This window comes from Pseudomonas sp. EA_65y_Pfl2_P74 (assembly GCF_963970575.1).
GTDB classification, from domain to species: Bacteria; Pseudomonadota; Gammaproteobacteria; order Pseudomonadales; family Pseudomonadaceae; genus Aquipseudomonas; species Aquipseudomonas baetica_A.
The window spans coordinates 24,808-51,094 of the sequence record NZ_CAXAOQ010000041.1 but is presented as its reverse complement, the minus strand read 5'-3'; the positions used below and the strand labels follow the sequence as shown (position 1 = coordinate 51,094).

At 58.8% G+C, this 26,287-nt stretch carries 23 protein-coding genes and 1 pseudogene; 11 read left to right on the top strand and 13 right to left on the bottom strand.

Annotation, left to right across the window (positions count from 1 at the left end; translation table 11 throughout):
• Both AACY18_RS25985 and gorA read left to right on the top strand, forming a co-directional pair.
• Positions 1–231 (top strand): hypothetical protein (locus AACY18_RS25985; protein WP_339466558.1); only part of this gene is annotated, 231 nt, incomplete at its 5' end.
• Positions 215–1,573, top strand: a complete 1,359-nt coding sequence (gene gorA, locus AACY18_RS25980; RefSeq protein WP_339466557.1) for a glutathione-disulfide reductase — start codon at positions 215–217, stop codon at positions 1,571–1,573. The genes AACY18_RS25985 and gorA, both read left to right, overlap by 17 nt.
• Here gorA and AACY18_RS25975 read toward each other — a convergent pair.
• Complete coding sequence (locus AACY18_RS25975) at positions 1,570–2,586, bottom strand: DNA-binding protein (RefSeq protein ID WP_339466556.1); 1,017 nt, start codon at positions 2,584–2,586, stop codon at positions 1,570–1,572. The two genes, gorA and AACY18_RS25975, sit on opposite strands and share 4 nt — an antisense overlap.
• Positions 2,587–2,763: 177 nt before the next feature.
• On the opposite strand from AACY18_RS25975, the gene AACY18_RS25970 reads away from it, so the two are divergent.
• The 3 genes from AACY18_RS25970 to ahpF all read left to right on the top strand — a co-directional run bounded on the left by AACY18_RS25970 (position 2,764) and on the right by ahpF (position 6,091).
• A complete protein-coding gene (locus AACY18_RS25970; RefSeq protein WP_339466555.1) occupies positions 2,764–3,702 on the top strand; it encodes a site-specific integrase in 939 nt (312 codons plus the stop codon).
• Between the two features lie 138 nt (positions 3,703–3,840).
• Positions 3,841–4,404 (top strand): alkyl hydroperoxide reductase subunit C, encoded by a 564-nt coding sequence (gene ahpC, locus AACY18_RS25965; protein ID WP_007958941.1) that lies wholly within the window; start codon positions 3,841–3,843, stop codon positions 4,402–4,404.
• A gap of 124 nt (positions 4,405–4,528) precedes the next feature.
• Positions 4,529–6,091: an alkyl hydroperoxide reductase subunit F gene (ahpF, locus tag AACY18_RS25960; RefSeq protein WP_339466551.1), complete on the top strand. Its 1,563-nt coding sequence runs from the start codon at positions 4,529–4,531 to the stop codon at positions 6,089–6,091.
• An 83-nt stretch (positions 6,092–6,174) separates the two neighbouring features.
• Here ahpF and gloA read toward each other — a convergent pair whose 3' ends face one another.
• On the bottom strand, positions 6,175–6,696 hold the full coding sequence (gene gloA, locus AACY18_RS25955) for a lactoylglutathione lyase (RefSeq protein WP_339466550.1): 522 nt from the start codon (positions 6,694–6,696) through the stop codon (positions 6,175–6,177).
• A gap of 140 nt (positions 6,697–6,836) precedes the next feature.
• Between gloA and AACY18_RS25950 the strand changes: the two genes are divergently transcribed.
• Positions 6,837–7,355 (top strand): DUF4946 domain-containing protein, encoded by a 519-nt coding sequence (locus AACY18_RS25950; protein ID WP_339466561.1) that lies wholly within the window; start codon positions 6,837–6,839, stop codon positions 7,353–7,355.
• Positions 7,356–7,573: 218 nt separating this feature from the next.
• On the opposite strand, the gene AACY18_RS25945 is transcribed toward AACY18_RS25950, so the two are convergent.
• Positions 7,574–7,939: a histone-like nucleoid-structuring protein, MvaT/MvaU family gene (locus tag AACY18_RS25945; RefSeq protein ID WP_221729758.1), complete on the bottom strand. Its 366-nt coding sequence runs from the start codon at positions 7,937–7,939 to the stop codon at positions 7,574–7,576.
• A gap of 235 nt (positions 7,940–8,174) precedes the next feature.
• Positions 8,175–9,710: a cyclic diguanylate phosphodiesterase gene (locus AACY18_RS25940; RefSeq protein WP_339466549.1), complete on the bottom strand. Its 1,536-nt coding sequence runs from the start codon at positions 9,708–9,710 to the stop codon at positions 8,175–8,177.
• Positions 9,711–10,158: 448 nt separating this feature from the next.
• On the opposite strand from AACY18_RS25940, the gene hppD reads away from it, so the two are divergent.
• The gene (hppD, locus tag AACY18_RS25935; protein WP_339466548.1) at positions 10,159–11,235 is read left to right on the top strand and encodes a 4-hydroxyphenylpyruvate dioxygenase; all 1,077 of its coding nucleotides are present in this window, start codon (positions 10,159–10,161) and stop codon (positions 11,233–11,235) included.
• A 66-nt stretch (positions 11,236–11,301) separates the two neighbouring features.
• Here hppD and rarD read toward each other — a convergent pair whose 3' ends face one another.
• From rarD to AACY18_RS25915, 4 genes and pseudogenes are all read right to left on the bottom strand, one after another.
• Entirely contained in the window at positions 11,302–12,183 is an 882-nt protein-coding gene (gene rarD, locus AACY18_RS25930) for an EamA family transporter RarD (protein ID WP_339466546.1), read from the bottom strand.
• A gap of 197 nt (positions 12,184–12,380) precedes the next feature.
• Complete coding sequence (locus tag AACY18_RS25925; protein ID WP_339466545.1) at positions 12,381–13,394, bottom strand: aldo/keto reductase; 1,014 nt, start codon at positions 13,392–13,394, stop codon at positions 12,381–12,383.
• Between the two features lie 68 nt (positions 13,395–13,462).
• Positions 13,463–13,822 (bottom strand): annotated as a pseudogene (locus AACY18_RS25920) (LysR substrate-binding domain-containing protein); the annotation flags it as partial.
• Between the two features lie 15 nt (positions 13,823–13,837).
• Positions 13,838–15,148 carry an MFS transporter gene (locus tag AACY18_RS25915; protein ID WP_339466544.1) on the bottom strand — a complete coding sequence of 437 codons (1,311 nt, stop codon included), beginning with the start codon at positions 15,146–15,148 and terminating at the stop codon, positions 13,838–13,840.
• Positions 15,149–15,320: 172 nt separating this feature from the next.
• Between AACY18_RS25915 and AACY18_RS25910 the strand changes: the two genes are divergently transcribed.
• The 4 genes from AACY18_RS25910 to AACY18_RS25895 all read left to right on the top strand — a co-directional run bounded on the left by AACY18_RS25910 (position 15,321) and on the right by AACY18_RS25895 (position 20,814).
• Positions 15,321–16,439 carry a sugar diacid recognition domain-containing protein gene (locus tag AACY18_RS25910; protein WP_339466543.1) on the top strand — a complete coding sequence of 373 codons (1,119 nt, stop codon included), beginning with the start codon at positions 15,321–15,323 and terminating at the stop codon, positions 16,437–16,439.
• Positions 16,440–16,586: 147 nt separating this feature from the next.
• Complete coding sequence (locus AACY18_RS25905) at positions 16,587–17,726, top strand: glycerate kinase (protein ID WP_339466542.1); 1,140 nt, start codon at positions 16,587–16,589, stop codon at positions 17,724–17,726.
• A 233-nt stretch (positions 17,727–17,959) separates the two neighbouring features.
• Positions 17,960–19,585, top strand: a complete 1,626-nt coding sequence (locus tag AACY18_RS25900) for a methyl-accepting chemotaxis protein (protein ID WP_339466541.1) — start codon at positions 17,960–17,962, stop codon at positions 19,583–19,585.
• Positions 19,586–19,626: 41 nt separating this feature from the next.
• Positions 19,627–20,814: a pyridoxal phosphate-dependent aminotransferase gene (locus tag AACY18_RS25895; protein WP_339466538.1), complete on the top strand. Its 1,188-nt coding sequence runs from the start codon at positions 19,627–19,629 to the stop codon at positions 20,812–20,814.
• Positions 20,815–20,925: 111 nt separating this feature from the next.
• On the opposite strand, the gene AACY18_RS25890 is transcribed toward AACY18_RS25895, so the two are convergent.
• The 5 genes from AACY18_RS25890 to AACY18_RS25870 form a co-directional block, all read right to left on the bottom strand.
• The gene (locus AACY18_RS25890; protein ID WP_339466537.1) at positions 20,926–21,903 is read right to left on the bottom strand and encodes a 2-hydroxyacid dehydrogenase; all 978 of its coding nucleotides are present in this window, start codon (positions 21,901–21,903) and stop codon (positions 20,926–20,928) included.
• A gap of 13 nt (positions 21,904–21,916) precedes the next feature.
• Positions 21,917–23,215: an MFS transporter gene (locus AACY18_RS25885; protein ID WP_339466535.1), complete on the bottom strand. Its 1,299-nt coding sequence runs from the start codon at positions 23,213–23,215 to the stop codon at positions 21,917–21,919.
• Positions 23,216–23,272: 57 nt separating this feature from the next.
• Positions 23,273–24,292 (bottom strand): sugar kinase, encoded by a 1,020-nt coding sequence (locus tag AACY18_RS25880; RefSeq protein ID WP_339466534.1) that lies wholly within the window; start codon positions 24,290–24,292, stop codon positions 23,273–23,275.
• Positions 24,285–25,067, bottom strand: a complete 783-nt coding sequence (locus AACY18_RS25875; RefSeq protein ID WP_339466533.1) for a sugar phosphate isomerase/epimerase family protein — start codon at positions 25,065–25,067, stop codon at positions 24,285–24,287. Before AACY18_RS25875 ends, AACY18_RS25880 begins: the two co-directional genes overlap by 8 nt.
• 155 nt (positions 25,068–25,222) lie before the next feature.
• Positions 25,223–26,248: a LacI family DNA-binding transcriptional regulator gene (locus tag AACY18_RS25870; protein ID WP_339466532.1), complete on the bottom strand. Its 1,026-nt coding sequence runs from the start codon at positions 26,246–26,248 to the stop codon at positions 25,223–25,225.
• Between the last annotated feature and the right edge of the window lie 39 nt (positions 26,249–26,287).

Genomic DNA, 26,287 nt, shown 5'->3' with positions numbered 1-26,287 from the left:
GTTGATGGCGCTAATGGGCTGAAAGGCCTTTTTTCGTCTGTTGCCCGCACAAAAACAAACGCCCCGAACAAGTCGGGGCGTTTTGTTGGGCCTTCATCAGTGTGTTTTCACACAGTCTGTTCGGGTGGCTTTTTCATTTTGCGCCCTTATATCAATGCAATGCTTGCCCGATGGGTGCCTACAGGTATGCTGATCGCCTGCCGAGGAGATAGAAATGGCCTACGATTTTGACCTTTATGTGATTGGTGCCGGTTCCGGTGGTGTGCGGGCTGCGCGGTTTGCGGCCGGTTTTGGTGCAAAAGTGGCCGTGGCCGAGAGCCGTTATCTGGGCGGTACTTGTGTCAACGTCGGCTGCGTGCCGAAAAAGCTGTTGGTGTACGGGGCGCATTTCGCCGAAGACTTCGAGCAGGCATCCGGTTTCGGCTGGAGTCTGGGGGAGGCCGGTTTCGATTGGGCAACGCTGATTGCCAACAAGGATCGCGAGATCAATCGCCTGAACGGCATTTATCGCAATTTACTGGTCAACAGCGGTGTGACCCTGCATGAAGCTCATGCCAGGATCGTGGGGCCGCATGAGGTTGAAGTCGACGGAAAGCGCTTTACTGCAAAAAATATCCTGATTGCCACGGGCGGCTGGCCGCACATCCCGCAGATTCCGGGGCACGAACATGCGATTGGCTCCAATGAGGCGTTCTTCCTCAAAGCGTTACCTAGACGCGTATTGGTGGTGGGCGGCGGTTATATCGCGGTCGAGTTCGCTGGCATCTTCCATGGCCTCGGTGCAGACACGACGCTGCTGTATCGCGGCGATCTGTTCTTGCGTGGTTTCGATGGTGCGGTGCGCAAGCATTTGCAGGAAGAACTGACCAAGCGTGGGCTGGATCTGCAATTCAATACCGATATCGCGAGCATCGAAAAACAGGCTGATGGCAGCTTGAAAGCCACCCTCAAGGATGGGCGAGTCCTTGAAGCAGATTGTATTTTCTACGCCACCGGTCGCCGTCCGATGCTGGACAATCTGGGACTGGAAAACACCGGCGTGCAGCTCAATGACAAGGGTTTCATCAAGGTCGATGAGCAGTACCAGACCACTGAGCCTTCGATCCTGGCGCTGGGCGACGTGATTGGTCGCGTGCAACTCACGCCCGTGGCGTTGGCCGAAGGTATGGCAGTGGCGCGTCGTCTGTTCAAGCCGGAGCAATACCGTCCGGTGGATTACAAGATGATCCCGACGGCGGTGTTCAGCCTGCCGAACATCGGTACGGTCGGCTTGACCGAGGAGGAGGCCCGAGAGGCGGGGCACGTTGTGGTGATTTACGAAAGCCGCTTCCGGCCGATGAAGCTGACCCTGACCGAGTGTCAGGAGCGTACGCTGATGAAGCTGGTGGTCGACGGCAAGACCGACAAAGTGCTCGGTTGCCATATGGTTGGCCCGGATGCCGGGGAAATCGTGCAGGGGCTGGCGATTGCGTTGAAGGCTGGCGCCACCAAGCGTGATTTCGACGACACGATCGGGGTTCACCCGACGGCCGCCGAAGAGTTTGTCACCATGCGTACACCGGTCGGCGCTTAAGCGTCTTTCGGTTTGGCCGGGTCTGGCGCTGCCGCAACGGTAGCCGCCAGGCGCAGGCTGTCTTCCAGGCTCGCCTGAGTCTTGGTCAACTCCTTTTCCAGTGACTGATTAAGCAACGTCTGTTCTTCGACGCTCTGCTTGAGTGTCTGACTTTCCAGTGATGCCACACGCAAGCGTTCCTGGAGGAGGGTGCGTTCGCTGTCGACCCGGGTGGCCTGCTCCAGCAATTGGTCCTGACGCTGATTGCTCTGTTTGAGCTGCTCCTGCATCAGGCTCAATTCGCGCTGGGTGCCACGGTTCTCGGTGAGCAGGCGCTCGTTGTCGCGATGCAGCTGAGTGATTTCATCCTGTCGAACCAGTGCGCTTTGCTGTGCTTGGCGCAACTCCGCCTGCAGCTGCTGCACCTGGCCTTCGTGGCGGCTCTGTTCCTGCTCACGCTGTTCTTTGCTGGCGTTGCGGTAATGCTCCAGCGCGTCGCGGGCATGCAGGTGTTTTTCTTCTAGCGAGCGAATCTGCTCGTCCTTGTCCTGCAAGCGCAATTCAAAGTCGGCCAATGCCTGATTCAGACCGGCATTGCGGGTTTGCTCGGTTTGCAGCATCGAGCGGGTGTTGTTCAGTGCTTCGGATTCGCGCTCCAGTGCAGCGCCCTGAATGTCGTGCTGTTGCTCCAACTGCTCGAGCGCCTGGCGGGTCTGCTTAAGCTCCGACTCCAATGCCTCACGCTGCTGCCCAAACGCCTCGCGGGCCTGCTCGATGGGCTCTTGGGCTTGCTCTTTCAGGCGTTGCGCCAGGCGTGAAACCAGTGCTGTGAGCTCGTCATCAATCGGTTGCGCCGATGCCTCGATCGGCTGGGCGCCGTCATCCAGCTCCTTCAAATAGCGATGGATCGTGGTTTTCGAGCCGGTGTTACCCATTTCAATGCGTACGGCATCGATGCTCGGGTGTTCGCCTCGGGCCAGAATCGCTGTGCGCGCGATCTGAACCAGCGCTTTGGTAATGCCGCCACGGGCCATGTGAGCTCCTACGGTTATGTACTGTGGTACATGCCACTAAAGTACGCAGTGTACCATGTCAAAAATAAAGATAAATCTTTGATATTTAAGACGCGGGATATTCTGGTATTACCCAGTGTCAGGTGATTAAATCCGCTTTTTGATCTGCGAATCAGTACGCCAGCGAGAAAACAGCCCATGAGCGATATGGATCGCTATCTGCAAGCCGCCACCCGTGACAACACCCGCCGCAGCTATCGTGCGGCTATCGAACATTTCGAAGTGAGCTGGGGCGGATTTCTGCCGGCCACGGCCGACAACGTTGCGCGGTATCTGGTCGAGCATGCAGGCGTGCTGTCGATCAATACGCTCAAGCTGCGGTTGTCGGCGCTGGCGCAGTGGCACAACAGCCAAGGTTTTGCCGACCCGACCAAAGCACCCGTAGTGCGTAAGGTGTTTAAGGGCATCCGCGCTTTGCACCCGGTCCAGGAGAAGCAAGCCGAACCTCTGCAGTTACGGGATCTGGAGCGAGTCGTTGATTGGCTGGAGCAGGAGGCTAAAGCCGCGAAGGAAAAACAGGATCGACCGCAGTTGCTCAAGGCATCCCGCGATCGCGCGTTGATTCTGCTTGGCTTCTGGCGTGGTTTTCGCAGTGATGAATTGTGCCGCTTGCAGATTGAACATGTGCAGGCGCAGGCCGGCAGCGGCATTACGCTGTATCTGCCACGCAGCAAGAGTGATCGGGAAAACCTCGGGCAAACGTATCAAACCCCGGCACTTTTGAAGTTGTGCCCGGTTCAGGCATACATCGATTGGCTCAACGAAGCCGCTCTGGTGCGCGGCCCGGTTTTCCGTGGCATCGACCGCTGGGGCAATCTGTGCGAGGAGGGCTTGCACGCCAACAGTGTGATACCGCTGTTGCGTCAGGCGCTTGAGCGCGCCGGTATCGCTGCCGAGGGGTACACCAGTCACTCGCTGCGTCGCGGTTTTGCGACCTGGGCTCACCAAAGTGGTTGGGATCTGAAGTCTCTGATGAGTTACGTCGGCTGGAAGGACATGAAGTCAGCCATGCGCTATGTTGAAGCCAGCCCCTTTCAAGGGATGGCCCGGATTACGGATAAGCCGCTGTCGCCCTAGATATCGTTTTCTTCTATTAATACAGCCCGCTAATAGCGAAAACAAATCAGCAGCATCAGGTTTGCCAATGAGCCATCCGTCGAGTGAGTGGGTAGGATTCACCCCATCAACTTCATAACCCCTGACGGAGAGTCATCAATGCCTATCATCAACAGCCAAGTAAAACCGTTCAAAGCTACCGCGTTCAAAAACGGCGACTTCGTTCAAGTCTCGGACGCTGATCTGAAAGGCAAGTGGTCGGTCGTGTTCTTCTACCCAGCCGACTTCACCTTCGTTTGCCCAACCGAGCTGGAAGACCTGGCTGACAACTACGCTGCCTTCCAGAAACTGGGCGTAGAGATCTACAGCGTTTCCACCGACACCCACTTTGCCCACGCGGCCTGGCACAACACCTCGCCAGCCATCGGCAAAATCCAATACACCATGATCGGCGACCCGACTCAGGTTATCTCCCGCAACTTCGACGTGTTGATCGAAGAAGCTGGCCTGGCTGACCGTGGCACCTTCGTGATCAACCCTGAAGGCCAGATCAAAATCGTTGAGCTGAACGATGGCGGCGTTGGCCGTGACGCTTCCGAGCTGCTGCGCAAAATCAAGGCTGCGCAGTACGTTGCTGCTCACCCAGGCGAAGTTTGCCCAGCCAAATGGAAAGAAGGCGAGGCCACTCTGGCTCCGTCCCTGGACCTGGTCGGCAAGATCTAAGTCTGTGACACGCAACTCAGGGCGGGACTCCGCACCTACTTAAGTAAGCTGCACCGCCCAATAGAAAAGCCCGGGCGAGATTCGCTCGGGCTTTTTTTCGCCTTAAATAAAGGAAATCGCCCGTATGTTGGACGCCAATCTTAAAGCCCAGTTGAAATCGTACCTGGAACGGGTCACCCAGCCGATCGAGATCGTTGCTTCTCTCGATGACGGTGCGAAATCCCGTGAAATGCTTGAACTGCTCAAAGACGTTGCCAGTCTTTCGAGCCAAATTACCCTGATCGACAGCGGTGATGACGCACGCAAACCGTCGTTCTCGATCAACCGCCCGGGTGCAGACATCAGTCTGCGTTTCGCTGGCATCCCGATGGGCCACGAATTCACCTCGCTGGTGCTGGCCTTGCTGCAAGTCGGCGGCCACCCTTCGAAAGCCAGTGTTGAAGTGATCGAGCAAATCCGTTCGCTCAAAGGCGAGTTCAGCTTCGAGACTTATTTCTCGCTGTCCTGCCAGAACTGTCCGGACGTGGTCCAGGCGCTGAACCTGATGGCCGTGCTCAACCCGAATATCCGCCACGTCGCCATCGACGGCGCGCTGTTCCAGGATGAAGTCAATGATCGCAAGATCATGGCGGTGCCGAGCATCTATCTCAACGGTGAAAATTTTGGTCAGGGCCGCATGGGCCTGGAAGAAATTCTCGCCAAACTCGACACCGGAGCCATCGAGCGTCAGGCCGAGAAAATCAGCGCCAAACAAGCCTTTGATGTGCTGGTGGTTGGCGGTGGGCCGGCCGGTGCTTCAGCGGCTATCTATGCTGCGCGTAAAGGTATTCGCACCGGCGTTGCCGCCGAGCGTTTCGGCGGTCAGGTGCTGGACACCATGGCCATCGAGAACTTCATTTCCGTACAGGAGACTGAAGGCCCGAAACTGGCAACGGCCCTGGAAGAGCACGTCAAACAGTACGACGTCGATATCATGAACTTGCAACGCGCCGACAAGTTGCTTGCCGGCAAAAACGGCGAGCTGCATGAAGTCCGTTTCGCCAGCGGTGCGACGCTCAAAGCCAGGAGTGTGATCCTGGCGACCGGCGCACGGTGGCGTGAAATGAACGTACCGGGCGAGCAGGAATACCGAAACAAAGGCGTGGCTTATTGCCCGCACTGCGATGGCCCTCTGTTCAAAGGCAAGCGCGTAGCGGTAATCGGTGGCGGTAACTCCGGTGTTGAGGCAGCCATCGACCTGGCCGGTATCGTGTCTCATGTGACGCTGTTGGAGTTCGACGTACAACTGCGTGCTGACGCTGTGTTGCAGCGCAAACTTCACAGTCTGTCGAACGTGACCGTCATAACCAGTGCGCAAACCACTGAAGTGACAGGCGATGGGCAGAAGGTCAATGGCTTGCGTTACAAGGATCGTCAGGCTGACGCGTTGCGTACTGTCGAGCTGGAAGGGATCTTTGTACAGATCGGTCTGTTGCCCAACACCGACTGGCTCAAAGGCACCATCGAGTTGTCACCGCGTGGCGAGATCATTGTCGATAACCGTGGTGAAACCTCGATTCCCGGCATCTTCGCTGCGGGCGACGTGACCACCGTGCCGTACAAGCAGATCGTGATAGCGGTGGGCGAGGGCGCCAAGGCTTCGCTGAGTGCTTTCGATCACTTGATCCGCACTTCGGCTCCGGCGTAAACGTCCGGCCTGAAAACACAAAACCCCATGAGTGATCATGGGGTTTTTTGTGCCTTACACAAAAACAGCGTAGGAGTGTTGAATTACATAGGTGCTGGCTGAATGATCTCGACCCAGTAGCCGTCCGGATCCTTGATGAACGCCAGACTTTTCATGCGGCCATCACTCAGGCGTTTCTGGAAGTCGCAGCCCAGTTCTTCGAAGCGCGCGCAGGCAGCAACGATGTCCGGCACCGAGATGCAGATGTGACCGAAGCCACGCGGATCAGTGTTGCCATTGTGGTAAGCAAAGTCAGCGTCGCTCTCGGTGCCGTGGTTGTGCGTCAGCTCCAGAATACCCGGGATCGACTTCATCCATTCGGTGCGGGCGGCGGCGTCGGCAGGGATCTGCGCCTTGTCGACCAGTGCGAGGAAATACAGGCTGAACTCGGCGTCCGGGAAATCACGTTTTTCAACCAGCGAAAAACCCAGCACGCGGGTGTAAAAGTCCAGCGACCGGGTGATGTCTTTTACACGCAGCATGGTGTGGTTGAACACGAAGTTGCGGGTTGCGCTGTCTGGCGTGGCCGTGACGCCGGGGAAGGTGTTCAGTTCTTTGAGGCTCATGGGCCCTCCAATAACGATGGGGCGAGTGAATGGACGCAATGATACGCATGCCTGTCGGCATCGCCAAACGAAAGGGCAGGCTTGCCCTCCACGCGGGCGAGCCTCAGACTTTGCCGATCAATCTGCGAGTGTCTGCGGCAATGATCCGACTGTTCAAATCCCTGTTTGTTTACTTTGTCTTTTCGCTAATCGCCATGAGCGTGTTCGCCGGCGAGCCCGATATCACCTGGCCCGCAGGCTGGGAGGTCGAAGCGCTGACTGATGTGGCGCCGCAGGTTTCCCGTCAGCGGGCGGTCAAGAACGATGCCGATGGCAATCAGGTGATGGTGATGGAACTCACGATGACTCGGGTCGAATCGGGTCATCAGGTTAACTTGCAGGGTGTGTTGCTGGAAATGCGCAAGTCGATACAAAAGGACTTTTTCCAGGGGGGGTATCAGAGTGTCTGCAATAAGGTGCATCCGACGATGCTTGGTGCTTTGTCTGCACTGGAGACGACTTGCACAGTGACCGAAAACGGCCGGCATGTGTTATCGCAAACGCTGGTGGCGGCGGTTGATGCGGATAAGGCTTATGTACTTTCCTATGCCGGCCAGGCCGAGGTTTATAAAGCAAGCGCGGAGGAGATCGTGGCGGTGAGAAACAGCTTGAAACTTTAAGTGCCTGTACTTTTCAAGGCATGGTTAGATACCTGAAGGGATTAAGCACAAAGTTTAATGATGGCCATTTCCGCAACATTGCGCGGCAAAATGTTTAGGTCTCACGAGTCGGGGAGGCTACAGAAAGCGCTCAACTTGCACGATGAAATTCATTTCATTTGTTAGATATTGTCAATAAAAAGCCCTGCTTGATGCAGGGCTTGTTTGTTGGCGTGGGATTAACCGCGCAACCAGGAATCAACGGTGGCTGCACCGTATTGTTCCTTCCAGGCTTTAAGGCCGCGGTGGTTGCCGCCCTTGGTCTCAATCAGTTCGCCGGTGTGCGGATTCTGATAGACCTTGACCACGCGAGCGCGGCGGGTTTTAGGGGCTGCAGTAGTTTGCAGACCGGATTTTGCCGGATTCGGATCGAGAATGGCGATGATGTCTCTCAGGCCTTTGCCGTAGGTTTTCATCAGCCCTTGGAGCTTTTCTTCGAATTCGATTTCTTTCTTGAGCCCGGCATCGTTCTTCAGCGATTCCAGCTGCTTGAGCTGTTCCTGAAGGGCCTTTTCAGCTGCACGAAATTCAGCGAGTCTGGACAATATCTTTACTCCAATAGTGTGTTTGGCTGATACCAACCGCAAACAAAGCTAAAAGCCAAGAGCCTTGTAGCGACTCGGTGATAATTGGCTCACCTGCCAATCTTGCACAGGCAAGAAAAATTGTAGTTGTTAATGCCTCAGGAGTAAATCCTGACGTTGTACTTATGTAACAACAGTGGTCTTTTGTATCAATTTGGTGCGCCTTGTGGGCGCGCCACGCTTAATCTCTGGTTAGTTAATGGTGACTTAATGCACTAATGAAGTCTGCCGCCGGCATGGGTTTGCCGTAAAGATAGCCCTGCAGGAAGTTGACGTTGTGGGCAGTCAGATAGTCGGCCTGCGCCTGAGTTTCGACACCTTCGGCAACAATGCCCAGATCCAGCTTGGCCGAGAGTTCGATGATGGTGTCGAGAATATGCCGTGAGAGCGCATCGACGCCGATCATGGCGACGAAGCTCTGATCGATCTTGAGGAAATCCACATTGAATTTGCGCAAATAACCCAGGCTTGAATGACCGGTGCCGAAATCGTCGATGGCGATCATCACGCCCATGGCGTTCAGTTGTTCAAACAGTTGCCGTGTTGTCTCGGTGGGCTCGATCAGCTCGCGTTCGGTCAACTCCAGCACCAGGTTGATGCTCCCGGGTGCGAAGGCGGTGAGAAATTCGCGGCAGTCTTCCACCAGTTCCAGATCCTGACAATGGCTTGCCGTGATGTTGATACCGATGTGAAACGGTGTGGTGAAGGTCGATGACGGTGGTCCCAGCAACGCCGCTGTCTGTCGCATCAAGGCGCGGGTCATTGGCACGATCAAGCCTGAGTGTTCGGCGAACGGAATAAACAGGTCCGGACGCACCAGGCCTTCTTTTGGATGGTTCCAGCGCATCAGCACCTCGGCGCCCGACCACTTTTTGCTCTCGCCATGAACCACCGGCTGGAAGTACGGAATGAATTCGCCGGCATCCAAGGCCCGGAGCATTTCGTGGCTCGGCGAGGTGGCGCGTTTTTGCAGGACATGGCTGATCGCGGCCGAGACCACGCCAAAGAAAACCAGCAGGCTGAACAGCGGCGGATACTCGTGGGTCATGTAGCGCCAGACTTCACCCTTGGGATAGCCCGCCGACACACTGAATGCGTAGCGCGAAGAGTCGAGCGTACTCTGCGCTATCGGCAGTACGGGGAGGGCACCTTTGTGTACCTCGCCATTGGCGGACAGCCAGTTGTCGCCCACTTGCAGCAAGAGCAACCTTTGCGGGCCAATCAACCGCAGCACGTTGCTCAGGTGATAGCCGTCCAGTGTCGTCAATGCACTGCCACGACCTTCGCTGAGTCGATACACCAGCAACGCAGTATTCGGTGTTACCGGGTTGCCGTTCATCAACCACAACTTGCCTTGTGTGTAATCACCAGCGTTGACGGCTTCCTTGTAGTTGCCGAACAACGAACTGCAATAGAGGTTGTGATCCCACACCAGATTGGTCGAGCGCACGAAGGGCCGGCGGGTGACTTGCTCGCGCAGGGCCAGTTTGACGTCCTCGCAACGCTGGCCGGCCAGCGGCAATAACTCGCGGGCCGCTTGGGCGGTGTTGTCGAGCATCAGTTCAAACTGGCGCAATGCCTCCACGGCTGTCTGCTGTGAGCTCTGCTGGAGAGTACGTTCGGCCTGCAGGTAAAGAATCACACTGCCCAGCAACATTGGAAGCAGGCCGCAGAGCAATGTCACGGCAATACGGGTGCTACGTTTGCGGCGAGATCTGACGGTTAGCGGCATAGGCGCATCCTGTGGCTGAAAAATGGGGCTCTCGAATGCAGACCGGGCACCGGTGCAACGCTTACAAACAGTTCGTTCAGGGGGATGATAGATGGCGGATAACGCTTGTGCAGCCGATCAGTAGCCTGCCCGGTAAAGCCAGTGCTGTTCTGTGCGCCGCAACAGACCCCTTGCATCGCCCGCAGAAAAGCGGATTTTATAGAGAGGGCAGACAACCTTATTTACGCTGTGTAGAATCGGTTTACGCATACAATAATAATCGTCTTCTGGCAGCAGAAGCCTCGCCCGCAAGAGCCTTGGGTCGACAATGAAGATATTCGGGTTTCAACTGATCTACGGTGACTTCCTCGCCCGCAGCGTGCGTGGCATCTCCTGCGCTCCGCCCACCGCTCTCAGCATTACTGACAAATAACTCTGGTTAATTTGATAAGAATGATGAGGCGTCACCATGGCAGATTTATACGAAAACCCAATGGGCCTGATGGGCTTTGAATTCATTGAGCTCGCGTCGCCGGTACCCGGCACCCTGGAGCCGATCTTCGAGATCATGGGCTTCACCAAAGTCGCGACCCACCGCTCCAAAAACGTGCACCTGTATCGTCAGGGCGCGATCAACCTGATCCTCAACAACGAACCGAACAGCGTTGCTTCATACTTCGCGGCCGAGCACGGCCCGTCGGTGTGCGGCATGGCATTCCGGGTCAAGGATTCGCAAAAAGCCTACAACCGCGCACTGGAACTCGGCGCTCAGCCGATCCACATCGAAACAGGTCCCATGGAGCTGAACCTTCCTGCGATCAAAGGCATTGGCGGCGCGCCGCTGTACCTGATCGACCGTTTCGGCGAAGGCAGCTCGATCTATGACATCGATTTTGTGTTTATCGAAGGCGTTGATCGCAACCCGGTTGGTGCAGGCCTGAAGATCATCGACCACTTGACCCACAACGTGTATCGCGGTCGCATGGCCTACTGGGCGAACTTCTACGAGAAGTTGTTCAACTTCCGCGAGATCCGCTACTTCGACATCAAGGGCGAATACACCGGCCTGACCTCCAAAGCCATGACCGCGCCGGACGGCATGATCCGCATCCCGCTGAACGAAGAGTCGTCCAAGGGCGCCGGGCAGATCGAAGAGTTCCTGATGCAGTTCAACGGCGAGGGCATCCAGCACGTCGCGTTCCTCACCGACGACCTGATCAAGACCTGGGATCAACTGAAGAAAATCGGCATGCGCTTCATGACCGCGCCGCCGCAAACGTACTACGAGATGCTCGAAGGCCGTCTGCCGAACCACGGCGAACCCGTTGATCAATTGCAGTCGCGCGGCATTCTGCTCGACGGTTCGTCGGAGCAGGGCGACAAGCGTTTGCTGCTGCAGATCTTCTCGGAAACCCTGATGGGCCCGGTGTTCTTCGAATTCATCCAGCGCAAAGGCGACGATGGTTTCGGCGAGGGTAACTTCAAGGCACTGTTCGAATCGATCGAGCGTGATCAGGTGCGTCGTGGTGTGCTCGCCACTGAGTAATACGCAACTGAAATGAAAAATCCCGGCCTGCAGTGATGCAGGGCCGGAATTTTTTTTGTGCTGGATTTAAGATCTGCGTTGGCGCATCAGGTGTTTAAAGCCTTCGAAGATCAACACCAATACAGCCAGCCAGATCGGAATGTACGTCAGCCACTCACCCGACTTGATGCTCTCACCGAGCAACAGCGCCACACCGAGCAGCAACACCGGCTCCACATAACTCAACAACCCAAACAGACTGAAAGGCAACAAACGGCTGGCGATGATGTACACCACCAACGCCGAAGCACTGATCAGGCCCAGCAACGGAATCAGCCACAGCAGCCCCGGGTATTGATCGAACACAGTAAAACCCTGCTCGCCGCCGTGCACGAACCAGTAGGCAACCGGCAGCATCAGGCTCATGTCGACCCACAGCCCGCCGAGGTTGTCGGTGTTCAGGTATTTGCGTAGCACGAAGTACAGCGGATAACCGACCACGACCACCAGCGTCGCCCAGGAAAAACCGCCGACCTGATACAGCTCGTTCAACACGCCGAGTGTTGCGAAGAACACCGCCACCTTTTGCAGGTACGACAGGCTCTCGCCGTAGGCGATCCGGCCGGTCAGCACCATCGCCAGAGGCAGCAGGAAGTAGCCCAGCGATACGTCGAGGCTGTAGCCGTTGAGCGGCGCCCACATGAACAGCCACAACTGCACGCCGAGCAGGGCGGCCGAGACGAACAGCCCGGTGATCAGTTTCGGCTTCGATGCCATCAGGCGAACCAGCTCCAGCACCCGACGCCATTCGCCGGACACCAGCATGAACACGGTCATGCATGGCACGGTCAGCAGCATTCGCCAGCCAAAAATCTCCACGCCACTCAACGGGGTGAGCAGCGAAGTGTAGTAATACATGACGGCAAACAGCACCGAGGCTGAAACCGATAGAGCGATACCTTTAGACAAACTGTCCTCGCGGGTGGGTGATCGAACGGGGCGCGAAGGATACGTGGTTTTTGTGCTGAATATTGGCCGGATGTTCAATATTCAGGACATGGTCGTGAATGCTATCGCTGGCAAGCCAGTTCCCGCAGATTGCATGTTGAACGATAGCTTGCGTTTCAACACAGAGCATGGTGGGAACTGGCTTGCCTGCGATGCTTTCAGGCCTGACGCGGTGTACGGCCCGACACAAAATGGCTCACATCATTGAAGCCTGGTGTCGATGAATGCCCCGGCGTCACCAGCGAATCGATAAACGCCTCATCTTCAGCCGTGATCTTCACCAACTGCGCCTTGGTGTACGCATCCCACTGAGCTTCAGTGCGCGGCCCGACAATCGCCGACGTCACGGCGCTGTTGTTCAACACCCAGGCAATGGCAAATTCAACCATCCCGACCCCGCGCTGTTCGGTGTACTGGTGAATCTGTTGGGCAATGCGCAGCGATTCCACGCGCCATTCGGTTTCCAGAATGCGTTTGTCCTGACGCCCGGCGCGGCTGTTGGCGTCGGGTTTCACGTCCGGCGCGTATTTGCCGCTGAGTACGCCACGGGCCAGCGGGCTATAGGGCACCACGCCCAGGCCATAGGTTTGCGCAGCCGTGATTTGCTCAGCCTCGGCCTGCCGGTTGACGATGTTGTACAGCGGCTGGCTGATCACCGGGCGATCGACGCCGAGGTTGTCAGCGATGCGAATCACCTCGGCAATCCGCCAGCCCCGGTAGTTCGACAGGCCCCAGTAACGAATCTTGCCCTGACGGATCAGATCGCCAATCGCCGAGACGGTGACTTCCAGCGGCGTGTTGTGGTCTTCGCGGTGCAGGTAGTAGATGTCGAGATAGTCAGTGGCCAGCCGCGTCAGGCTGGCATCGAGGCCGTTGAAGATGTGTTTACGGCTTAAACCGCTGCGGTTCGGCACACCGTCCACCGGGCCAAAACCGACCTTGCTCGCCACTACCCATTCATGCCGATGGTGGGCAATCGCTTCGCCGACGATTTCTTCCGAGCGACCTTGGGTGTAGACGTCAGCGGTGTCGATAAAATTGATGCCCTGATCCCACGCCTTGTCGATGATGCGCAGCGACTCCTCGGTGCTGGTCTGTTCGCCAAACATCATCGTGCCGAGGGTGAGGGTGGACACCTGCAACCCCGAATGACCCAGTGTGCGATAGCTCATGCCGAAATCCTTTTGTCAGTGGGAAAGCGCTAATCAAATACCAGAATCATCGGATGCGGCAAAGTGAATTATCGACTCAACACAAGGCAGCGCTCGCGCAAAAACGCCTGCAACACCCTGACCTTTTCCGATACCTGCAGCCGATGCGGGCACAGTAAATTGAACGGCACGCTTTCACCCTGCCAGTCATCAAACAGCGTTACCAGTCGCCCGGCGCGCACGTCTTCGGCGACGTCGAGCCACGCCTTGTAGGCGATGCCATGGCCGGCCAATGCCCAGCGGCGGGCGACTTCGCCGTCGTCGCTGAGGTAATCACCATCCACATCGACGTCCAGCACTTGATCGCCGCGACTGAAGTGCCAAGTGTTATAGGGCCCGCCATTACGCAAGTAGAGCAGGGCGCTGTGTTCACTTAATTGAGTCGGGGGAACGTTCTGACGTGATCAGGCCCGCAGCGTGCGCGTCATCCGCAGCGCCAGCAAACTCCCGCCAACAATCACCCCCGCCAGCAGGTACAACGCCAAATCGGTCGAGCCGGTGCTGTCCTTGACCCCACCCACCAGATACGGACTGAGGAACCCGGCCATCTGCCCCATCGAGTTGATCAAAGCCAGACCACCCGCCGCCTCGCCTGCACTGAGCATCGCCGTCGGCACTGGCCAGAACATCGGCAGGCCGGTGAGGGCGCCCATGGTCGCGATGGTCAGCCCTAGAATCGCAATCGCCGGGTTAGCGGCGAAATTCACCGCGATGATCAGACCGCTAGCCCCCATCAGCATCGGCACCACCAGATGCCAGCAACGTTCCTTGTGCAAGTCTGCCGAGCGACCGACCATCAGCATAAACACCGCTGCCAGCAGATACGGGATCGCGCTCAGCCAGCCGATCACCAGGTTGTCGCTGAAACCGAGGTTCTTGATGATTGACGGCAGCCAGAAGTTGATCGCGTAGACGCCGCTCTGGATGCAGAAATAGATCAGGCCAAACGCCCAGATCGCCGGATTCTTGAACACGGCGATCAGCGAATCCGAAGTGGTTTTCGGCTTGTTCGCCAGGTCTTCGGCCTGATCCGCTTCCAGTACAGAGCGCTCATGCGCGGTCAGCCATTTGGCCGTTGCGAAGCTATCGCTGAGCAGGAAGTACGCCAGCGCGCCCAGCACCACGGTCGGAATGCCTTGCAGCAGGAACATCCACTGCCAACCGGCCAAACCAGCTTGTCCGGCGCCAAAATGGTTGAGAATCCAACCCGAAAATGGGCTGCCGAGCAACCCGGAGACCGGGATCGCCGACATGAACAGCGCCATGATCCGGCCACGGCGCAAGGTCGGGAACCACTGCGAGAGGTACAACACCACGCCCGGGAAGAACCCGGCTTCAGCCGCACCGGTAAACAAACGTAAGGTGTAGAACTCGGTCGGTGTGGTGACGAACAACAGGCAGGTCGACAAGACGCCCCAAGTGATCATCATCAGCGCGATCCAGCGCCGTGGCCCGAATTTGCTCAGCGCCAGGTTGCTCGGTACGCCGCACAGCACGTAGCCGATGAAGAAGATGCCGGCACCGAGGCCGTACACGGTTTCGCTGAACTTCAGTGCATCGAGCATCTGCAGTTTGGCGAATCCAACGTTGACCCGGTCGAGGTAGTTGAACAAGTAGCAGATGAAAATGAAGGGGATTAAACGCAAGGTGACGCGTTTATAAACGGCATTTTTTACGTCATCGATGGTCTGGGTAGCTGCGGCGCTCTGCGACATAGCGGCTCTCTCTTTATTATGATTTTTTGCGATGCAACGGGTAACGTTGATCGCCCCGAGAGTCTCGGCCACCTGTGGCCGGATTGTCTTTGTGCCTGAGCACAGGGTTTACCGCCAGACCCTGTGCGGCTGAACAACGTGTCCGCACCTGTTTTCAAGGATTTCAGCGCTTATGTTCGAACTCGACCACGACCTCGCCCAAGACATCGTTGACCGGGCCATGGCCATTTTGCCCTACAACGTCAACGTCATGGACAGCCAGGGGTTGATCCTTGGCAGCGGCGAACCGGAGCGCATCAACACCCGTCATGAAGGTGCGCAACTGGTGCTGGCCAATGGTCGGGTGGTGGAGATCGACGGCCCGACTGCCCTGCATTTGAAAGGCGTGCAGCCTGGCATCAACCTGCCGCTGCTGCTCGATCAACGCTTGATCGGCGTGCTTGGCATCACTGGCGAACCGGAGCAATTGCGCACCTACGCCGAACTGGTACGCATGACGGCGGAAATGCTGGTGGGCCAGCGCAATCAGCAGGCCGAACAGCAATGGCGCCGTCAGCGTTGCGATGATCTGTTGGCGTTGTTGCTGAGCGAAGCAGGGGATTCGCCGCGCTTGGTCGACGAAGCGCAGCAGATGGGACTCAAGCCGCAATTGACCCGCGTGCCGTATCTGTTCGAGTTGGGGCAGGAACACGGGCCGGGGCAAACTGTCGAGGCGCTGAGTGCCTGGTTGATGTCGCGTTACCCGGATAGCTGGTGCGTCAGTTCGGCGAAGTCGTCGCTGCTCTGGTGTCGGCCGGCGAGTCAGAGCGTGGAGCATGATCGTTTGCTGGAGAAACTCGATGGCCTGGGCTGGAATGTTCTGCGCATCGCCGTCGGCGGACAGGCGGATGGGCTGGCCGGGTTGCGCCGTTGTTATCGACGGGTAGGCGATTTGCTCGCTTATGGCCGTGAGGTGCTGCCGCACTCGCGATTGCTGATCCTCAATCGTTATCGGCTGCCGGTCATGTTGTGGCGCCATCGTAACGATGATGCGCTGGACGAGTTGCTCAAACCGTTACGCAAAGTCATCGCCAAGGACGGTAACGGTCAATTACTGGCGACGCTGCGCAGTTGGTGTGAACACGATGGGCAGAGTCAGGCGTGTGCCGATGCGCTGGGGATTCACCGCAATAGCCTGCGCTATCGGATGGAGCGGATTGCCGAGATCAGTGGAGTGGACCCGTTACGGCTGGAGGGGATGCTGGCGCTGTATCTTGGCGTGCAGCTTTTGCCGCAGACAGACCCGGGTTAGTCGCTGATCTCAATGACGCCTTCGCGAGCACGTCTTCATGGCTTTTGTAGAAATGAACAATAAACGCCCGCAACAATTGTGCGACGGACAGGCGTCAATGCTCATGCCGACTGGCAGCATGAGGGGCATTGGAACTGGAGAATTCACATGAAGATCGTCATCGCCCCCGATTCGTTCAAGGACAGCCTGAGTGCCCAAGGCGTCGCCGAGGCCATTGCGCTGGGGCTGGGGCAAGTCTGGCCGCACGCCACGCTGGTCAAATGCCCCATGGCTGACGGCGGCGAAGGTACGGTCGAGTCGATTCTCGCCGCGTGCGAAGGCGAGTTGCGCCGCACCCGCGTGCGTGGCCCGTTGGGCGCACCGGTTGACGCGGCGTGGGGCTGGTTGCCGCACAACCACACGGCGATCATCGAAATGGCCGAGGCCAGCGGCCTGCAACTGGTGCCGCCGGGGCAGCGTGATGCCTGTATCAGCAGCACCTTCGGCACCGGCGAGCTGATTCGCGCCGCGCTGGATGCCGGGGCACAGCGGGTGATCCTGGCGATTGGCGGCAGTGCGACCAATGACGGCGGCGCCGGGGCACTGCAGGCGTTGGGGATCAAACTGCTTGATGCACAAGGGCAGACGCTAATGCCGGGCGGTCTGGCGTTGGCGCAATTGGCAAGGCTGGATCTCACTGGCCTGGACGAGCGTCTGGCCGAGGTGCGTTTTGACATCGCGGCGGACGTCAACAACCCGCTGTGCGGCCCCCACGGTGCTTCGGCGATCTTTGGTCCGCAGAAAGGTGCATCGCCTGCGCAGGTTCAACAACTGGATCAGGCACTTGGGCACTACGCCGAACTGTGCGCGCAGGCGTTAGGCAAAGACGTTCGTGATGAACCGGGCAGCGGGGCGGCGGGTGGCTTGGGTTTTGCCGCCAAGGCATTTCTCGGCGCGCAATTTCAGGCGGGCGTTGAGGTGGTCGCCGAGTTGGTGGGGCTGGCAGAAGCGGTAAAAGGCGCCGATCTGGTCATCACTGGCGAAGGGCGTTTCGACGCGCAGACCTTGCGCGGCAAGACCCCGTTCGGCGTGGCGCGGATTGCCAAACAGCACAAGGTGCCGGTGATCGTCATCGCCGGGACATTGGGCGAGGGTTATCAGGAGCTCTACGCCCATGGCATCGATGCAGCATTCGCTGTGACCAGTGGCCCGATGACGCTGGAACAGGCCTGCGCCGAAGCGCCTCGACTGTTGCGTGAGCGCGCCACTGATATCGCGCGTGTCTGGCAACTCTCCAGCCAACGCTGACCCACTCTGGAGCCACCTTCGGCTGCTCCGCAATCAGGGTGTGCACATTGTTCCAATTGTGTAACACCCTGAAAAATATTTGCGCTTGACCCAGAAACTTCCTAAAGCCTGGCCGATACAACCAATAGGCGCGCACAAGAACATCAACCCCCGTGACGCCGGACTGAAGCCTGCTCCACAGGCCAATGATCACGGCAAGGACGCTCGTAGTTTCTATCTTTCGAGAGTCCACTATGTCCTTGCGTAACCTGAATATCGCGCCCCGTGCTTTCCTCGGTTTTGCCTTTATCGCCTTGCTGGTAATTGTGCTCGGCATGTTCGCCGTCAATCGCATGTCGACCATCCGCCAGGCCTCCATCGACATGGACACCAACCAACTGCCGAGCGTGACGCAGCTTGGTGTCATGACGGAAAACGTTCTGCGCCTGCGGATTCTGTCGTTTCGCGTGCTGGTCAATCGCGAACCCGCCGGTCTACAGGAAGCACAGACCCGCATTGCTGCACTGGTCGATAAAGTCCGCAGCGCCCAGGCCGCCTATGCTGCGCTGCCGGCAGGCACAGAAGAGCGAGCGCTGTATCAGACCTTCACGGCGACGCTGGACAACTATCTGCAAGCGCAAAACCAGATGTTGGAGCTGTCCCGTCAGGACAAGCTCGATGAGTTGCGCACGCTGATCAACACGCGGATCAAGGACGGCACCGACCGGATGGGCGAGCAGCTCAACAAACTGATCGCGATCAACGGTGCAGGGGCGAAAGCAGCCTCCGAGCAGGCCAGTGACTATTACGACAGCGCCATCACCGGCATCATCATCGTCGCGGTCGTTGCCGCGCTGGCGACCGTGTTGCTGGCCTGGCTGCTGACCCGCAGCATCGTCACACCGCTGAACCGCGCAGTGGCGGCCGCGCAAACCATCGCAGGCGGCAACCTCACCACCCTCATCGAAGTCGATGGCAAGGACGAACCGGCGCGCCTGCTCGAAGCCCTTGTGGCCATGCAAACGAACCTGCGTAAAACCATCGAGCAGATTGCCGGCTCCGCCACACAGTTGGGGGCCGCCGCCGAGGAACTCAGCGCCGTGACCGAAGAGGCCTCCCGTGGCCTGCAACAGCAGAACAACGAAATCGAACAAGCGGCTACCGCTGTCAACGAGATGACCGCCGCTGTTGAAGAAGTGGCGCGCAATGCCGTGTCGACCTCCGAAGCCTCGAACCAATCGACCCACGCCGCGCGCGAAGGTCGTGATCAGGTGGTAAAAACCGTCGACGCGATCCAGACCATGACCCACGACGTGCAGAACACCGCGCACATGGTCGAAGGCCTCGCAGCGCAGGGGCGCGACATCGGCAAAGTGCTCGACGTGATCCGCGCCATCGCCGAACAGACCAACCTGCTGGCTCTCAACGCAGCCATCGAAGCGGCACGTGCCGGTGAGGCCGGACGCGGTTTCGCCGTGGTTGCCGACGAAGTGCGAGCGCTGGCCCATCGCACGGCGCAGTCGACGCAGGAAATCGAAAAAATGGTTGCCGGCATCCAGAACGGCACTGGCGAAGCGGTTTCGTCGATGCAGCAAAGCAACCAGCGCACCCAAACCACGCTGGAAATGGCCCGCGCCGCCGGTGTGGCACTGGAGCAAATCACTCAGTCGATCCACCAGATCAACGAGCGCAACCTGGTGATCGCCAGCGCCTCGGAAGAGCAGGCGCAGGTATCCCGTGAAGTTGACCGCAATCTCGTCAACATCCGCGACCTGGCCACGCAATCGGCCGCAGGCGCCAACCAGACCAGCGCCGCGACCCACGAACTGTCGCGTCTGGCGGCGGATTTGAACGCCATGGTGGCGCGTTTTGTGATTTGAGATAGGGTGAAGGCTGGAGACCGCGCCATCAGGAGACGTACATGCGCTATTCAGCCTTGACCCAACGAATCGCCGGGGAGGGTGCAGCGGCCTGGCAGATTCACGACCGAGCGCTGGCGTTGCGCGCCGAGGGTGTCGATATATTGCTGCTGAGCGTGGGCGATCCGGATTTCGATACGCCGCTGCCGATTATCCACGGCGCCATCGACAGTTTGCTGGCAGGTGATACCCATTATTCCGAAGTGCGCGGCCGTTTGGCGCTGCGCCAGTTGATTGCCGCACGCCATCGGCGGCGCAGTGGTCAAACGGTCGATGCCGACCATGTGATTGTCATGCCCGGCGCGCAATGCGCGGTGTATTCGGTGGCGCAATGCCTGCTCGATCCGAGTGACGAGGTGATTGTCGCCGAGCCGATGTACGTGACCTACGAAGGCGTGTTTGGCGCCTGTGGCGCGACGGTGGTGCCGGTGCCGGTACGGCCGGAAAACGGCTTTCGCGTAGACCCCGCCGATGTCGCCGCGCGCATCACCCCCAAGACCCGCGCCATGCTGCTCAACAGTCCGAACAATCCCAGCGGGTCCAGTTTGCCGCTGCTGATCTGGCAGGAACTGGCGGCCTTGTGCATTCGTCACGATTTGTGGCTGATCAGCGATGAGGTCTACAGCGAACTGCTTTACGAGGGCGAGCACGTCAGCCCGGCGAGCCTGCCGGGCATGGCCGAGCGCACCGCGACGATCAATAGCCTGTCCAAATCCCACGCCATGACCGGCTGGCGCATCGGCTGGATGATCGGGCCGAAATCATTGGCTGAGCACTTGGTAAACCTGTCGCTGAGCATGTTGTTCGGCTTGCCGGATTTCGTCCAGAAAGCCGCGCAAGTGGCGCTGGAAACGGATTTGCCCGAAGTGACGCAGATGCGCGAGGAGTATCGCCTGCGTCGCGATCTGGTGTGCGAGCGGTTGCGCGGCTGTCCGGGTTTGCAGCCGATCCGGCCGGATGGCGGGATGTTCGTGATGGTCGATATCCGCCAGACCGGGCTCGGCGCGCAGGCGTTTGCCGAGCGGTTGCTGGAGGGCTATGGCGTGTCGGTGCTGGCCGGTGAAGCCTTCGGGCCGAGTGCGGCGGGGCATATTCGCATCGGGTTGGTGGTGGACCGGGTGAAACTGGCCGATGCCTGTGCGCGGATTGCCCTGTGTGCGGCGCAGTTGTTACAGATGCGCCGTGCCTGAGGGGTTTTGTGTTGCCTGAACGGGCCCCTTCGCGAGCAAGCGCGCTCCCACAGTGGCGTGCATTTCAAATGCGGGCTTGCTCGCGAGAACGGTCTGTCAGGCGACGGTTTTTCAGCCTTGCCAGGCCAATGGATTGACCAGATTCAAAGGCTTCTCCCCACTCAACGCCAGCAACAGATTCTCCACGGCACAGCGTGCCATCGCCTCGCGTGTCTCGTGGGTCGCCGATCCCATATGCGGCGTCGCCACCACATTATTGAGCTGCAACAACGGCGAGTCCTGATTCAACGGCTCACGCTCGAACACATCCAGGCCCGCCGCGCGAATCCGGTTATGGCGCAGTGCATCGATCAGCGCCTCCTCATCGACAACCTTGCCCCGGGAGATATTGATGAAGATGCTTTGCGGGCGCATCAGCGCGAACTGCTCAGCGCCGATCAGCCCTTCGGTTTGCGCGGTCAGCGGCAAGGTCAGGCAGATGAAATCGGCTTGCTTCAGCAAGTCTTCAAGGCTGCGGTACTGCGCATCAAAGCGATCCTCTACTGCCGGCTTACGCGACTGGCTGTGATAGATCACCGGCATGCCAAAGCCGAAATGTCCGCGCTGGGCCAATGCTTCGCCAATGCGGCCCATGCCGATGATGCCCAGCGTCTTGCCGTGCACATCGGTGCCGAAATGTGCCGGCCCGATGCTGCGCTGCCATTGGCCGCTGCGCACCATGTTGGCCAGTTCCACCACGCGCCGGGCCGCCGCCAGGATCAAGGCGAAACCGGTGTCGGCGGTGGTTTCGGTGAGTACGTCCGGGGTGTTGGTCAGCAGGATCTTGCGCCGCGTCAGGTAGTCGATGTCGTAGTTGTCGACGCCCACCGAAACGCTGGCGATGGCTTCGAGTTGTGGCGCCAGATCGAGCAACGGCGCATCGAGTTTCAGGCTGGCGCCGAGCAAGCCTTGGGCGCGGGGCAGGGCATCGCGCAGTTGCATGAGGCCGTCGGCATCGAGGCTGTCGATCAGCGTCACTTCGCACTGTTCTTGCAAACGCGCCATTAGCGCGGGCGAAAGTTTCTTGTACAACACGACCTGTTTTTTCATGGCAAAAGTCTCTTCAGGAATGAGCTGGCACGGCCCGCTTGGCGACGGCTTTGGCGACGACGCGATCACTGGCGCCGGGCTTGAGAAAAATCGTCAGCACCACCGACAGCATGAGCGCACCACTCATCAGCAGGTACGAAGCGCCAGGCGAGCCGGTGGAGCTGTTCAAATAACCGACCAGATAGGAGCCGCCGAACGAACCGAGCGCACCCATGCTATTGATCAGCGCCATCGCGCCGCCGGCAACGTTGGCCGGCAGAATTTCCGGGACGATGGCAAAGAACGGCCCGTAAGGTGCGTACATGCAGGCGCCGGCAATCACCAGCAGCGTGTACGACCACCAGAAATGATCGGCGCCGAGCGCGTAGGAGCCATAAAACGCAATCGAGGCGATCAGCAGCGGCGGCCAGACGAAGCGTTTGCGTTTTTGCAGTTTGTCCGAGCCCCACGAAACGACGAGCATGCCGATCACCGCCGCCAGATACGGCAGCGCCGACAGCCAGCCGGCCTCGATCATGTCCATTTGCGCGCCGGCCTTGAGGATCGACGGCAGCCACAGCACAAAGCCGTAGACGCCAATGCTCCAGCAGAAAAACTGCAGGGCCAGAATGATCACCTTCGGCGAGCGGAATGCCTCGGCATAGTTTTTCACCGCTTTGATCCCGACCTGTTCGGCGGCTAGGGCACTTTCCAGATCCTGCTTTTCCTGGTCGTTGAGCCATTTGGCCTGGGCCGGACGATCATCGGCCAGACGCCACCAGATAAACGCCCACAGCACCGCCGGCAAGCCTTCGATGATGAACATCCAGCGCCAACTGAAATGCTGCACCAGATACCCGGAAACCACCGACATCCACAGCATGGTCACCGGGTTGCCGAGGATCAGAAAGGTATTGGCCCGCGAGCGTTCGGCGCGGGTGAACCAATGGCACAGGTACACCAGCATCGCCGGCATGACTGCCGCTTCGACAACGCCGAGCATGAAGCGGATGACGATCAGCCAATAGGCGTTGGAGACCACGCCGGTCAACGTGGCGAGGCCACCCCAAAGGATCAGGCTGACGAAAATCAGTTTCTTCACGCTGTGTTTTTGCGCGTAGATGGCGCCCGGGACCTGGAAGAAAAAGTAGCCGAGGAAGAACAGCGCGCCGAGCAGCGAGGACAGGCCCGGGGTGATCATCAGGTCGGCGGCCATGCCGGACGCAGCGGCGAAACCGTAGTTGGCGCGATCCAGATACGCCAGGCTGTAGGTGATGAACACGATGGGCATGATGTACCACCAGCGGCGGGTGGCGAGGGTTGCGGTTTTCATGGGTCTTGCTCCTGAGCTTGTTGTTTTTGTCGCAGCAGGTTCAAATTTTGACGCTGATCAAGCGGGCCTCTTCGCGAGCAAGCCCGCTCCGGCAGTGGAATGCGTTTCATATGTGGGAGGGGGCTTGCTCGCGAAGGCGGCTTCAAATTCAGCGGATAACTCCTGGCGGGTCGGCAAACCTTCCATATCCCCGCGACTCTGTACCGCCCGACTACCAATCCAGTTCGCGCGCTGCACCGCCTCGGCAAAACTCTGGTGCTCAAGCAGGGCACTGATCATCCCCACTGCGAAGCCATCGCCGGCACCCACCGTGTCGATGACATTGGCCACCGGCACCCCGGCGACAAATCCCTGATCCAGATGCGTGCGGTAATAGGCACCCTCTGGGCCAAGCTTGATCGCCACCGCCTCAGCACCCTGGTCCAGATAAAACGCCGCAATGTCCGCCGGGTCGTCGAAACCGGTGAGCAAACGACCTTCACTCAACCCCGGCAGTACCCAATGGGCGAGGGCGGCGAGGCGGTTGATCTGGCTGATCATCTCGCGCTCGCTGGCCCACAGGCTCGGGCGCAGATTGGGGTCGAACGATACGCTGCGCCCGGCGTTGCGCATGCGGGTCATCAACTCAGAGGACATCTCCCGCGCCGAGGCCGAGAGCGCTGGAGGGATGCCCGTCGCATGCAGATGGCGAGCGCTCAGCAGATGGGTCGTAATCGACTGTGGCGACAAATGACTGGCCGCCGAGCCTCGACGGAAATATTCGACTTGCGGGTCGCTGCCATCGTCGGTGCGGGACTTGAACTGGAAACCAGTGGGGTGCGCCTTGTCGACATCAACATGGCTGCAATCCAGACCTTCCTTGATCAAGGTCTCGACCACAAAGCGTCCGAGCGAATCGTTGCCGACCCGACTCAGCCAAGCCACATTGAAACCCAGCCGCGAAAGCCCGATTGCCACGTTGCTATCGGCTCCGGCAATACGTTTATGGAAGTGCTCGACCGCCGCCAGATCACCGCATTGCTCGGCCACCAGCATCGCCATGGTTTCGCCAAACGACAGAATATCGATCTCAGACATGAGCAGGCTCCAGACGGCATTGGCCGAGACGGGCGAGGGTGGCGACGTGTTCGCGGGTCAACTCGACCAGATCATCACCCTGCAATGGATACTCGGCCGCGCGCATAACGCCTTGAGCCATGTGCCTCAGCAGTTGTTCCCACTGATGCAAATCACTCGCGGCGGGCGGCACTGCCACCCGTTTGCCGTCGGCGCGGCGGGCCACGGCTTTGCAATGCACGTAACCGACGTGGCGACCGAGCAGGCGCGCGGCGTTGGTGGCGGACTGGTCCTGCCACTGCCAGTTGCCGATGTCGAAGGTCATTTTGATCGGCAGGTTGTGTGCTTCGATGGCAGTGAAGAACCGCTGAAACGGCTCGATCCGCCCGCCGTGCAGAGTCTGGTCGTTCTCTACCAGCAACTGCACCTCGATATTGCCGAGCAATGGCTTTAGGGCTGACAGATCGCAGTTGTCGGTGAAGTAGCCGAGTGAAACCTTCAGCCACTTCGAACCGAACGCCTCGGCGTGTTGCAGGGCAGTAATCAACTCCGGGTTGGGATGGGACTGGCCGGCCAGCCACAGTTCGGTCGGCGACGAATAGATGCTTTGCAAACCCAGCGCCTGAGTGGCGGCGCTCAACTGCGCGGGTACTTCTCGGGTCAGCAATTCCTCGCGCCACTCGATGCGATCAGCTCCGGCGGCAGCCAATACGTCGATAAAAAAATCTTGCCCGCGCAGACGTACAAGCTCGGCGCCGTAGCTGGACAGGCTGATGGAAACAGCAGGTCTATTCATTGTTGTGTACCTCTGAAACCGGTTTCATTTTTGTTTAATTTTTTTTCAGATGTTTCTCTGTTGTTCCTTCGGGCCCTTTCGCGAGCAAGCCCGCTGCCACCCTGGAATGCGATCCCATTGTGGGATCGGGCTTGCTCGCGAAGAGGCCAGATCAGTCACCGCAAAATCCCGAGGGTCGAACCCCGCTCAACCAGCACCGGCGCAAAATCCAGCACCCGCGCCGCTTCATCATTCCCACGCAAACGCTTGAGCAAACACTCGAACGCCCGCGCGCCAATCTCCTCGGTCGGTTGGGCGAGCGCAGTGATCCCGCTGCCCACCAATGGATACCAATCCAGATCATCCAGGGCGATGAGCCCGACATCCTCGAACAGCCGCGAACCGATCGTCCGCAACGCATGGGTCGCCGCCAGCGCCGCCACACCGTTGGCGCAGAACAGCGCCTTCGGCCTGGTATCTGGCGTGTTTAGAAAAATGTGAAGCTGAGTGGCCAGATCGTTGCCGGTTTCCAGCACCGCCCCGGTCAAATCGGAACGTTGAGCAATTTGCGCCTGAAAACTGCTGACCCGCTCGATCCGCGAACTGGTGCCGTCATACGGCTCAGTGACCAGCACCAGATCCCGATAACCGCGCTGCTCGAGATGGGTAAGCGCCATCTCGACAGCCTGCGGGTTATTCAGCCCGACCATGTCGCTGTCGAGACCGTCGACCTTGCGATCCACCAGCACCAGCGGTATCTCGCGGCGCAACTCATGCAACTCGTCACGGTGATGGCCAAGTGTGTTCACGATCAGGCCTTCGATGTTGTACGAGCGCAACAGCGCCAGGTGCTGGCGTTCCTGCTCGTCATCACGGTCGGTGTTGCACACCACCAGGCTGTAGCCGTGCGCACGGCAGGCGGTTTCCACCCCGTGCATCACGGCAATCGAATAAGGGTTACGGATATCGGCGACCAGCATGCCGATCAGGCGCGTACGCCCGCGTTTCAGACCGCGAGCCATCTGATTGGGACGATAGCCGAGTTCGGCAATTGCCTGCTCTATGCGCAGGGCAATGGCATCCGAGAGCAGGGCGCGGTCATCGCCGATGAAGCGCGAGACGCTGGCCTTGGACACGCCTGCGCGTCTGGCAACATCAAGCATGGTGACGCGGCTGTGCTGAGCGGCGGAAAGGACGTTCAATTCGGTAGACCTTATTTTTGGAGGGTAGCGGTTCAATAT